Source organism: Bacillus sp. COPE52 (assembly GCF_003355115.1).
Taxonomy (GTDB): domain Bacteria; phylum Bacillota; class Bacilli; order Bacillales; family Bacillaceae_G; genus Bacillus_A; species Bacillus_A toyonensis.
Genome location: NZ_CP031292.1, coordinates 3478159 through 3491426 on the forward strand (window position 1 = coordinate 3478159; position 13268 = coordinate 3491426).

Here is a 13268-nt window from a genome sequence, read left to right on the forward strand (position 1 = left end):
TTTGGTATTTATTTTTTATTTATTTGTAAGTGATTACATGGAGAACATTGAAATGGAATTTTATCTAAGCAATTAAAGTTCGTTTCGCAAATTTGTTCTATCGTTGGAACAAATGGGATGACTACCATGTTACTTTCTATTATTTGTGTAACAGGTGGCAATACTGTACCTACTTGATGTTCAAAGCGAATACTCGCTTGGTTAATATAATTTCCTGAACCACTTGGTGCGCTCTGAACTACTACTTGAAACGAAACTGTCCGCGCTTCACCCGGATTTAAATTTCCTATAAGAAACCCTGATACTGGACTTACATTTCGTAATGGAACACTATCGACTATTACGCTTCCAGGGATAAATCGAACACTACTATCTAACATGTCTTGAAAACGAATATTTTGCATGACAGTATCACCTGTATTTGTAATGACTGTCGTAAACGTAATGACATCTCCAATTGTTGCTGTTTGAAGATTTGCCGTTTTTACGACTGTCGTTGAGACATTTTGAGGGATAAACGGGATAACAACTGTATTACTATCACCTTCAACTACTACAGGCGGCTCATTCGGATTTACAGTTGCGAGCCCAGTCGCTGTAGCAGTATTTGTAACTAAATTATTTATTTGTCCTCCCATTATTACAACTTGGAAATTAATAATTGCCGCATCATTTGGCTGAAAATCACCTAACGGAATACCCGTATTCGGATTGGCAAATGGAAGAGGTACATCATTTACCGTTACCGTGCCATTTATAAATAACGTATTTGGATCAATGATATCTGTTAAAACAATATTCGTCACAGGAACTGTACTATCATTTATGACGGCAATGCCGTAAGTGACAACATCTCCTACCATTGCTACTTCAAAGTTTGCTCCTTTTGCAACAAATAAGATTGCAGTATTTACCGTTACAATAACTGTATTACTCGTGTCCATCACTGTAACTGGCGGTTCACCTGGTACTAAAATATATTCTGCTGATGCCCCAGCAACGTTCACTACTGTACCACCATCTGGAAAACTCGTAATCGTAGCTTCATATGTTACAATCGCCGTCTCACCGACTGGAATGTCCAAAATCGTAAATCCAACCTGCGGATTTACTCCCGGACGCACTACTCCATTTACCGTTACACTATTTGGTACAAAAACAGCTTCCGGAGATAGCACATCAATAAATTGAACATTCATTGCGTCAGCCGTACCAGTATTTAATATACGAACACGATACGTTACCGTTTCTCCTACTCCAACAATTGAATGATCTACTTCTTTCAGCATATCTAAACTGCCTCTATTTACTGGTGTGACTGTCGTATTACTTGAATTGGTAATTGTAAACGGTGGTTCTCCTGGAATCAATTCGAAATCACCAGTTACTCTCGCTGTATTCATAATGCTACTAGAAGGCGGAATTGAAATTACATTTACTTCAAATGTGATTAATACGCTATCCCCTACTGCAAGATCCGGTAATGAAAAGCCTACAAAAGGATCTAAACCTACTTGCGGAATCCCATTTATTTGTACACTTCCAGGAACAAATTCTAAACTAGGTGATGGAACATCGATAAACTGAACATTCGTCGCTGTTACCGTTCCCGTATTTGTAACTTGCACACTATACGTTAACGTATCTCCTAAACGTGTCGCTTCTTTATTTACAGATTTTATAATGCTGAAACGTCCTCTATTTATTCTTGTTATAGTCGTATTACTCGGATCTGTCACTATAACCGGTGGTTCTCCTGGCACTAAAGTAAAACTTCCTGTTATATTTGCAACGTTCGTAATTGTTCCTGATGACGGGATGGTTGTAACTGTCGCTTGAAACGTCACTATAACCGTTTCACCAACTGGTATATCTCCAACTCCAAAGCCAGTAATCGGATTTAAGTTTGGTTGCGAAACTCCATTTACCGTTACACTATTTGGTACAAATGACGCTCCTGCTGAAATCGTATCAACAAACTGAACATCGTTAGCACTTACTGTTCCTGTATTCGTTATTTGAACCGTATACGTTAATACATCTCCAACGAGAGTAGCCGCTCTATTTACTTGTTTAATAACATTAAATTGTCCTCTATTGACAGTTGTGAGTGTTGTATTGCTCGGTTGGTTTACTATAACTGGTGGTTCTCCTGGTACTAATACAAAGCTACCTGTTACATTTGCCGTATTGACAATTGTTCCGTTTGATGGAACACTAACAACTGTTACTTGGAATGTTACTTCTACACTTTCACCTGGATTTATATCTGGAAGCGGGAATCCATTATTCGGATTGAATCCAGGTTGTAACACACCGTCTATCGTTACACTGTTCGGCACGAATGCTATAGAGGAAGGTAATACATCACTATATTGAACATTCGTTGCTGTCACTGTCCCTGTATTTTGAACTACTGTTGTATAGGTGATTGTATCCCCTACTGCAACAATCGGCTGACTCACTGATTTTAATACATTCAAACCAGATTCATTTATTTCTGTTAATGTCGTGTTACTTGTCGTAGTTTCAGTAATAGGTGGTTCTGTTTCACTTACAGCAAATGTCGCGGTAACGTCTACAAAGTTAACAACTGTACCACCTTCTGGTATGCTCGTTACCGTCTCCTGATATGTGACAAGTACAAAATCATCTACAGGTATATCTGGAACTGTAAAACCAATGAAAGGATCTAATCCTGGTGCCGGTACCCCGTTTATGCTCACACTTCCTGGTACAAATGCTACACCCGCGGAAGTAGTATCTATAAATTGAACATTCGTCGCTGCCACTGTTCCAAAATTAAAAATCAATACATCATACGTTAAAATTTCTCCTACAGTCGCTACTTCTTTATCTACTAGTTTTAACGGAAAAATAAACGCTATATTAATTGTCGTAACGACTAAATTCGTTAATATCGTTTCCGTAATCGGTGGTTCCTGCGGATTCGGTTGTGAAGTAAATGTAACGTCAGCATCGTTTAATATGACTTCATTATCTGGAATCTCTGTAATTGTCACTTGGAATGTTACCGTAATACTTCCACCAGCAATTAATAATGGAGTAACAGTAAATCCTATTTCTGGATTTAAACCAAATTGCTGAACCCCACCTATCGTTACACTATTTTCGACAAATGTCGTTCCTTCCGGAATGACATCTTGGAAGAGTACATCTATAACAGGTATAATTCCTACGTTCGTAATTAGCACACTATACGTTAATACATCTCCAACAGCCCCAGTTGCAACGTCAACTGCTTTTGTTGCTGTTACTTCACCAGGAGGAGGTAACGGTATTGTAACTACTGTCGTATTACTTGAATTTGTCGTTGTTACAGGTGGTTGTAAAGGATTTAATAAGAAAGTGGCTGTAACAGATGCCGTATTTAATACTGCTCCGCGTGGGGATGGCGTAACTACTGTAACTTGGAACGTTACTGTCACTGATGCCCCAGCTGCAATATTAGGAAGCGGGAAACCAATATTCGGATCTAAACCAAGCTGTGTAATTCCATTTATCGTCACACTGTTTGCGACAAATGCTGTTTCTGGAGCAATTGGATCGATGAAAGAAACATTCGTCGCTGGTACTGTGCCGTTATTTCGAATGACAACAGAATACGTATAAGTTTCTCCAAATGCCGCTTGTTGTACAGATGAAGATTTTTGTATATTTAACTGTGCTGTGTTTACTTGTGTCACGACAAAATTGCTATTCGTAACAGTCGTTATTGGAGGGTTTGCTGGATTTATAAGAAAACTTGCAGTAACGTTCGATTGGTTTCTAATATTTCCACCGCTCGGAACACTCGTCACTGTAACTTGAAACGTAATCGTAGCCGTTTGTCCGACCGAAATATTTGGTACTGGGAAACCTGCCATAGGATCCGCGCCTTGCTGAACAACTCCGTTTATCGTCACACTATTTGCTACAAACGCAGTTCCAACAGGAATCGGATCTTGAAAAATAATATTCGTTGCAGGAACAGTTCCTGTATTTTGAATAAGAATCGTATACGTTAACGTATCTCCTACACCTGCTTGCGGTGTGTTTACACTCTTTATTACATTAATTGATCCTACATTCACTCGCGTCACAACAATATTACTAATCGTTACAATTGTAATCGGTGGCTGGAGAGGACTTACTTGAAAATCAGCAGTTACATTTGCATTATTCGGAAGAACCCTATTTGGTGGTACACTCGTGATCGTCACTTGAAAAGCAACTGTTACCATCCCTCCTACTGGAATATTAGCAAGTGGAAATCCAGTTGTTGGGTTTAAACCTGGCTGAGGCGTTCCATTTATTGTTACACTATTTGCTACAAACGTTGTTCCAGATGGAATTGGATCAAGGAATGATACATTTGTCGCTGCTACCGTTCCACTATTTTGTATACGAACTGTATACGTTAACGTATCTCCTACACCTGCTTCAGTAGCGCTTACACTCTTCATTACATTTAACCCTGAAGAATTCACGACTGTCATAACAGTATTACTTGGTACTGTTACAGTAATCGGTGGCTCTGTTGGATTTACAAGGAAATCTCCAGTTACATTCGCATTATTTACGACATTATTTCCTTGGGGAATTTCATCAATTAATACTTCAAACGTAACAATAACACTGGCGCCAGTAGGCAAATCATTTAATGGGAATCCAAGTTCTGGATCTGCCCCTTCTTGTAAAACACCATTCACAACTACACTATTTTCAATAAATAATGTCCCTTGCGGAATTGAATCTTGGAAAAATACATTTGTAGCTGGTACACTACCTGCATTTATAACTTCGATTGTATATACTAAAATATCTCCTACTGTTGCAACATTCGTATTCACTGCTTTCACAACTTCAAAGTTCCCTGATTGTACTGTCGTATTCACAACGTTACTCGGAACATTGATTGTTACTGGTGGTTCATTCGGATTCACTTGAAAGCTTGCTGTTACATTTGCTTGATTTAAAATATCTTCATTTTCTGGATCCTGTACAATTAATACGTCAAATGTGACTACAACTGTTTGAGCCGCAGGAATATTAGGAAGAGAAAATCCTGTATTCGGATTCAATCCACTTTGCGGTACTCCATTAATTGTTACAGAATTTGCAACGAAAGAAACAGCGGAAGAAATAGTGTCTTGGAAAAATACATTTGTTAACGGAACGTTCCCTGTATTTTGGACGGCAATCGTGTACGTTAAATTGTCTCCTACTGCTGCTTGCGTTGTATTCACTTCTTTTATTACATTTAAACCACCTGTATTAACTTGTGTCACTACAGTATTCGTTTGTCTATTAATCGTTACTGGCGGCTGATTTGGTTTCACGACGAAATTAGCCGATACATTTCCGCGATTCGCAATCGTACCTCCTGATGGTGTAGATGTCACTCGTACTTGAAAAGTCACTGTCCTACTTCCGCCGGGAGATATATTTGCTATCGCAAACCCAGTCGCTGGATTTGCCCCAGGTTGCGAAACCCCATCTACAGTCACACTATTTGCAATAAAAGTCGTTCCAATTGGGATTGGATCTTGAAAAACAACATTCGTCGCAAGTACATTTCCTGTATTCTCAATTGTAACGGTGTACGTAAGAACGTCATTCACTGTCGCAAAAGCTCTATCCACTGTTTTTCTCGTTCTTAGATCAGCTATATTAATAGTAGTAAATACAGTATTACTCGTCGCTTGACCTGAAATTGGTTGTTGACCTGGCACTGGGGTAAAGGTAAATGTTACACTCGCACGGTTCGGAATTGGATTGACAAGAGGGTTCGATGTCACTCGAACTTGAAAGCGCACTACAGTCGTTTGCGAAGTATTAATACTTCCGAGATTAATACTAGTTGATGGATTCGCTCCTGGACGTGCTACTCCGTTTACCGTAACGCTGTTTGCGACAAATGTTGTTCCTGCAGGGATACTATCAACAAAAATAACATTGTTTGCAGCAACATTCCCATTATTCGTCACATTAACTGTGTACGTTAATACATCATTAAGAGTTGCCGTCTGTAGATCTACAGATTTTTGCATACTTATAGTTGCTTGATTCACTGTCGTTTGTACTGTGTTTGAAGAAGACGTACTTGTAATAGGGGCACTACCGACAAAAGGACGGAATTGATATGACACCATTGCACGATTTGGAATAGGATTTGGGTTCGGGAACGATGTTATTCGAACTTGAAATGTAACAATTCTTTGCGTGTTATTTGGGATTGTACCTAAATTAATTCCATTCGCGGGATTCGCACTCGGTTGTGTTACTCCACCTACCGTTACACTACCTGCTACAAATGTCGTTCCGTTCGGAATACTATCTTGTAATACAACGTTTTCTGCACTTCCTGTTCCTGTATTCGGGACCGTAATCGTATAGGTGAGAGTATCCCCTACCCCTGCAACGCTTCTATTAACCGATTTAACAGGATTAATGATTGGACCTGTCGCATCAATTTGAACACCGAAACCAGCTGCAGCATATCCATCTCCATTTGTGACAAAGCGAACAGTTGCTGATGTTTGATTGTTTACTAAAGATGAGGAGGCATCTACATTCGTAATATCCCACCCCTGTCTTCGGACGGCCAAAGCTACCCCTAACGGCTGATTCAAATCTCCAAATGTACCGCTTGTATCTAAATTTCCACTGTCATTACAAATTTGTGACTGAAAGAAATTATTTGCAGGGTTTCTCGGACCGAATAAAGCAACTGTATTATTTGCATTCGGACCAAAGCGAAGTTGATCTCCAGAAATGTTAGAATCACCTTCTTGGGCAGTTACAAGTACCCTTCCTGTAACAGCTCCTGTTGCCGGAGTTGCAAATCCTGAAATAGTAGCATCAACTGGCGGGGATGAAGCATCGATAATTTCTTGACCTGCATATACTGACAAATTCCGAAGTGGTAAACTTGCATTTTGATACACAACCTCAAGCGTCCAGCCAGCTGAACGACTGATTGTTGGATCAGCTGAAGTTCTTGCAGCTGGCACGGCACCTGTTGTATATGTGCCTGCCCCACCTGCACTTACAAGATTCGTTACATTAGCAGAGCGAGCATAATAAAACTGGTTTCCTACTGAACCTTGCTGCGCTGTAGCAGGATCGGGCGTAACTGAAAAAGTTCCTGCTGGTGTTGTAAATGTAATATTATCATTTAAAAATGGTAAAACATCTTCCGTATCAGTCCGAAAAGTACCAGCCCAAACCAACTCTGCATACAAAATACTACTCCCTGCCGGAAGGTTTAAAATTGCACTTGAAGAATTCAATTGCCAGTCATCTGTTGTCCCTGCTGGGAATCCTGGTACTTGCAGCGCTGTATTTACTGTCGTAAATACAGCAAGTGTACCAAAAATATTACCTGGCGCAGGCGATGTAGGACTAAGTCCCAACGTATTCCCAGTGAACGTGACGGCACCAGTTACTGTCGTTGTAAAGCGATTTAAAAAAGGCACGTAATCATCTCATTTCATTTATAGTAAAAAGTGCTCTATACTATAAAATGTAGACAAACTATACAATGTACGTTGTCCAACAAAATTCCGCACATACGAGAGGAGTTTATAAAACTATGCGCTACGTTATCATAACAGGAACTTCACAAGGTTTAGGGGAGGCAATTGCCGCGCAATTATTAGAAGAAAGCACAACCATCATCTCTATTTCTAGAAGAGAAAATAAAGAGCTTACTAAACTTGCAGAGCAATATAACAGCAATTGTATTTTCCATTCCTTAGATCTTCAAGATGTACATCATTTAGAAACTAACTTTAACGAAATCATTTCATCCATTAAAGAAGACAATGTATCTTCTATTCATTTAATTAATAATGCGGGTACAGTTGCACCTATGAAGCCGATTGAAAAAGCAGAAAGCGAACAATTCATTACGAACGTTCACATTAATTTACTTGCCCCTATGATTCTTACATCTATGTTCATGAAACATACGAAAGACTGGAAAGTAGATAAACGCGTTGTAAACATTTCATCTGGTGCAGGAAAAAAACCTTACTTTGGCTGGGGCGCTTATTGTACTACGAAAGCTGGTGTAAATATGTTTACACAATGCGTAGCGACTGAAGAAGAGGAAAAAGAATATCCAGTAAAAATCGTCGCTTTTGCACCTGGTGTTGTGGATACAAATATGCAAGCACAAATTCGTGAAACAAATAAAGAAGACTTCACAAATTTAGACCGATTCATCACACTAAAAGAAGAAGGAAAGCTATTATCACCTGAATATGTGGCAAAAGCTATTCGTAACTTACTAGAAACTGAGAACTTCCCGCAAGGCGAGGTTATTAGAATTGATGAATAATAAAAAGGTGTGCTAAAATAGCACGCCTTTTTATTCTACTTCTCTAAAAATATGAGCACAGACTCCGCAATTTGTTCATAACCAATTTCTTGATAAATTTTATTAGATGTCGGATTGGCTAAATCAGTATATAGTGTAGTCGTCTTGTACCCTTCGTCTAACATACGTTGACTGAGTGCCGCTACACAATTAGATGCGTACCCTTTTTTTCGTGCTTCTTTCGGGGTATAAACGAAATTTACTGTTATATTATTTGTAGTTGGTCTCGTTTTTGCAGCTACAGAAACGAGTTTCCCATCTACTTCTAGACCAAATAGACGATTATTAGTGATTAATGTATGTGCGGTTTGTTCCGCTTCTTCTTTCGTAGTTGGGAGCTTCACATCTTCACAAAATTGATATATCCATTTTTCTATTAATGGCAACTCATCATTAGTTATTTCTCGAAAAATTCCATCCTCGTTCCACTTCTTCTTAATTTGTTGTAATGCATATACACCTTGTTTCATTACAACATTCGTTTTCTTATTTTCTAACACCGCAATCTCTTCAGCTAATTTCTGTACAATTTCCTTATTACCGATCAATCCAGGAATGTCCGGATATACTTTCGATAACTCTTTTGCAAGTTTCACTATATCTACTTCCGAATTTTCAGAAGTTGCAACAATCATTTGTATCTTCTCTTCTGTTTGAAGAAATACAACTGTAATTTCTTCTCCTCGTTTCGCTACCCCCATAAACGTCGGTTCTTGAGCTATTTGTAATATACCTAACATTAAATTATTTTCCTGCTCATTCTTTTCTAAAAATGGTGTAACATCTTCTTTAAAATGAAGAATCTCTTTATATACGTGTAATTGAATCATCGACAATCTCTTCTCTCCATTTATATTTTAATTAAGTATTGGCGATTAATTCATTAAATCCTTCTTTTACGATTCGATAATATTTGAAACTAATATGTTCAAATTATATTCAGCTCGTAATATTCTCCGTTTTTCCGTTTCAAATCGCTCTTCTTCATTTTGAAATGACTCTTTACGCTTTTGAATCATTCGTTCCATCTCTTTTTTACTCGGTCCTCCGTATACATTTCTTTTTTGAATAAAAGCTTCTGGCGATATAATTTCTTTCCACTCTTTTTCTAATAAATGTATTTTAAATTTTTCTTGTAAGTATATATTTACATCTTTGAAATGTAATTCATGAAGCTCCTTTTTCTGCACCAATGACATATTAGCAATCGTACTTGCTGCATGATGAGCATGCCGAAATGGAATTTTATAGTTTTTTGTTAAAACATCTGCAAAATCAGTTATCGTTATTGCATGTTTATAGGAACGACTTTTTAACGTTTCTTCTTCTACTTTCATCGTTCGAATGACTGCATTCATAATAGAAAATACGCGAATCGTCTTTTCGATTCCTTTATATAAATACGGCTGTAAGTCATCTTCCGTATCGACAATATCCCCAAATGGTGTATTATGAATCATTTGAAATACTGTAAATGCTTCTCCTAAAGCGCTACTCGTAATAGCACGAGCATGCTCAATTGAAACTGGATTTCGTTTTTGTGGCATAATACTACTAATTTGCACATATGGCTTCGCAACAGTAATACCATCATATTCTTTCGTCGCTAATAATAAGAAGTCATGAATCCATCTACTCGTATTTGTCATCATTATCATAAGTAACGAGCTAACATCTAATAAATAATCCGCTCCAGCGACAGCATCATATGAGTTCTCAATTACATTTGTAAACCCAAGTAAATGAGAAACTCGTTCTCGTTTAATCGGAAAACTTGTTGTTGAAAGTGCAGCTGCCCCCATCGGAGACTGATTTAAAATTTGGTACGTTTTTTTCATTCGTTCTAAGTCTCTTTGCATCGTATCATAAATTGCTAACATATAATGACCAAACGTTGTTGGTTGTGCTGGTTGTGTATGTGTATAAGCTGGCATAATTGTTCCCTTATGATCATCAGCAAGTTGCAATATACTTTCTTGCAATAATAAATGGTGTTCCATTAATCGTAATACATATCGTCTTAAGCTCATACGATACATCGTTACTCCCATATCATTTCTACTTCGACCGATATGCATATTACTTACAAAATCACACTTTGCTTCCTGAGAAATTAAATGTTCAACTAAAAAAAAGAGATCTTCATGTTGTTTTGTATATCGCAATTGATCTTTGGGCATTCCTTCTACCTTTTTTAGTGCTTTTAATATAACTGTAGCTTCTTCTTTTTTTATTAAACTTTCTTCAGTCAGCATCATAATATGTGCTTTATGCACTTGAAACATATCTTTTAATAAGTAGTTATGCTGAAAATTAAATACATGTTGTAATACACAATCCACATATGTTTTCCCAGGGAAATCAGCGCCTTCATTCTTTATAAATTCTTCTTTACTCTGTTTCATCACCTTTTCCCCTTTCACCTAAGTATTACTACCCATCATACCCAGAGATAGTAAAAAAGTGCTTATACATAAAGTGAAACTTTAATTAGCCCTTACCAATCGGCCTTTTACAGGCAGTTGTACTCCCACCTAACTCTCTCGCATTCGCCCAATTTTGAGATGGGAGTCTTACTGTCCACAAATAGCGGGACAAAAATAAACTCGGTGCTTTATGCACCGAGTTTATTTAATAAAAGTCGCATCATACTTATCACTTTGCAACACTTGGAAATGTAAATTTGCTAAATGTTTACGTATTTCTGCACTGTCATCTTCATTTAAATTATTCGCTAAAAATACAATTTCTGTACAGTTCCCGCGCTTATCCATAGCATAAACCGCTTTTGTAACCGTCCATGGCGTATACCCATTCTTTTGTCCTGCGTGTCTGAATGTTTTACGATATTTCTTGGCACTCATATCTGTTTCAACGATACTTGCCCACACTTTTTCTTCAGCTTCTGTCAGGCCACCTTTATGGTTTGCCTTTTGCAGCAATACCATATAATCGTTTGCGGACGCAGCTGGTAATCTATCTGACCAAATTTTATCATAACGTTCCTCTAAATAAAGAGGAATTTCTTTCTGTAATAATGACCCCTTCTTTTTTAAGCGCTCATGAATAATCATCGCATATTCACGATATTGCTCTTGAGTCATTTCTTTTAATTTTTTCTCTATTTTATATTTTGGAACATGTAATTCTTTATGCAAATATCCCGGGATATATAAAGATGAAACAATCGGAAATAGTGGTTGATGTGCAGGGAGCGATAAACTTTGTAAATTTCGATTAATGTTATCTAATCCTAACACTTCCATTAAATATTCCGCATTAGCATTCGAACTAAACTTAACCATTCCTTTTGCCACGTCTTCTAAAGTAACGGCTCCTTCAGTTATCTTGCCTGTCTTCTCCAAATACTTTTGCCATCTATCTTGTGCACCACCATCTGTATTCGGTACATAATATCGATTGACATCATTAATTGAAACGAAACTAGCCGGGTCAATTTTCCCTTCTGTAACTTGTTTCGTATATTCAAGCGCCACAATTAATTTCATCGTACTAGCAACTGGTAATACAACATTTGGATTTACAGAATAAACAACTTTATCATTTCTCTTTACTAGAAGCGCACTATTTTTTTCATCTTTATGTTCTTCAATAAAAGATGCGATATACTGTGCATCATCGTTATTTGAACTCCACACTTTTTTCACTAAAAAGTTACCCGATATTACCAAAACGAAAATACCCACAATCATTGCGCATACTATAGTTTTTTTCAAGTAAAATTCCTCTCCTATTGTGTAACTCTTCTCTCTTTATCTAAAAAAACAAAATAATGGAGATGGTTATTTAAGTAACCATCTCCATTATTTTAACTTGTATTCTCCTATTATGTCTACGTCATAATTTTCACGAAATCTTCGAGAAATTTTTTATAATGTAACGACCAACCAATTCGAACCCAATTTTTTAAGGCTTTTGAGTCAGGTTGTGGACGGAAATCAGCAATACTTTCGCCCTTTGCAATTCCAACAGTATCTACATCGACACGGCGGTACACATAATCTAAAAGGGACGGATTCGCCGCGACCATCATTGTGACAACGTCATGTACTGGACTTCCTGTTATTTTCGGGTTCAACTTTTTATAGGCTTTATAATAATACGTAAAAATCGGTTCAATTAATGTATTAAAACTCGTTTTAGAGTGTTTCGTAATATATTTTACCATCTCTGGCGTTATAATTGCCTCGGATGTAACATTAAGCGGCACTAATGTTACATTCTTCGCATTTTGCATAACTAACTGTGACGCAATCGGATCGCCATGAAAATTCGCCTCCGCCACTGGTGTAACATTGCCAGGCATTAAAAAAGCACCGCCCATTATATAATATTCTTTTACATATTTCATCATCGGCTTTTCTAAAATAAACGCTGTCGCTAATGTCGTTGACCTACCGGCATCAACTATTATTAATTCTCCTTTATACTTTTCAAGAATATCAAAAAATGCACAAAAAGATTTTATATTTGGTGAAAAAGCTTTCGGAGGCTTAATTGGTCCTAAACCGTCTGCTCCATGAATTTCTGGATAATACGTTGTAACATCTCCAGATAAAGGAATTTTCGCACCATTAATAACAGGTATATCTTCCCGTCCTGCCATTTGCAATAAATACGCAGCATTACTTGTTGCCTTTTCTTGCGTTACATTTCCATATCCGGTTACAACACCAACAATATCAATATCAGGATGCATAATTCCATACATGATGGCTAAAGAGTCATCAATTCCCGGGTCTCCCAAAAATAACACTTTTTTCATCGACCTCAACTCCATCCCCTCAGTTGTTATTAATTTATGAATAGCCCTACATATACAGAATAAAAAAGATGAATTTTATAAAAAAACGCAGTCCTA

Annotated in this window: 6 protein-coding genes; 1 reads left to right on the forward strand and 5 read right to left on the reverse strand. The window is 37.5% G+C overall.

The genetic code is table 11. The features are described from left to right. Positions 1–8: 8 nt before the first annotated feature. The gene (locus DPQ31_RS17480) at positions 9–7481 is read right to left on the reverse strand and encodes a DUF7507 domain-containing protein (RefSeq protein ID WP_208730803.1); all 7473 of its coding nucleotides are present in this window, start codon (positions 7479–7481) and stop codon (positions 9–11) included. 116 nt (positions 7482–7597) lie between these two features. On the opposite strand from DPQ31_RS17480, the gene DPQ31_RS17485 reads away from it, so the two are divergent. Then, positions 7598–8347 carry a (S)-benzoin forming benzil reductase gene (locus tag DPQ31_RS17485; RefSeq protein ID WP_001271041.1) on the forward strand — a complete coding sequence of 250 codons (750 nt, stop codon included), beginning with the start codon at positions 7598–7600 and terminating at the stop codon, positions 8345–8347. 35 nt (positions 8348–8382) lie between these two features. On the opposite strand, the gene DPQ31_RS17490 is transcribed toward DPQ31_RS17485, so the two are convergent. From DPQ31_RS17490 to DPQ31_RS17505, 4 genes are all read right to left on the reverse strand, one after another. Further along, the gene (locus DPQ31_RS17490; RefSeq protein WP_106080631.1) at positions 8383–9222 is read right to left on the reverse strand and encodes a GNAT family N-acetyltransferase; all 840 of its coding nucleotides are present in this window, start codon (positions 9220–9222) and stop codon (positions 8383–8385) included. Between the two features lie 60 nt (positions 9223–9282). Continuing rightward, positions 9283–10791: an argininosuccinate lyase gene (gene argH / locus DPQ31_RS17495; protein ID WP_098911805.1), complete on the reverse strand. Its 1509-nt coding sequence runs from the start codon at positions 10789–10791 to the stop codon at positions 9283–9285. A 222-nt stretch (positions 10792–11013) separates the two neighbouring features. After that, entirely contained in the window at positions 11014–12123 is a 1110-nt protein-coding gene (locus DPQ31_RS17500; protein WP_098053819.1) for a serine hydrolase, read from the reverse strand. Between the two features lie 116 nt (positions 12124–12239). Further along, complete coding sequence (locus tag DPQ31_RS17505) at positions 12240–13172, reverse strand: nucleoside hydrolase (protein WP_097953644.1); 933 nt, start codon at positions 13170–13172, stop codon at positions 12240–12242. Between the last annotated feature and the right edge of the window lie 96 nt (positions 13173–13268).

What these genes read in the sequence shown, in the direction of transcription:
- DPQ31_RS17505 (WP_097953644.1), bottom strand. Translation starts at nt 13,172, where the DNA reads ATGAAAAAAGTGTTATTTTTGGGAGACCCGGGAATTGATGACTCTTTA.
- argH (WP_098911805.1), bottom strand. Translation starts at nt 10,791, where the DNA reads ATGAAACAGAGTAAAGAAGAATTTATAAAGAATGAAGGCGCTGATTTC.
- DPQ31_RS17485 (WP_001271041.1), top strand. Translation starts at nt 7,598, where the DNA reads ATGCGCTACGTTATCATAACAGGAACTTCACAAGGTTTAGGGGAGGCA.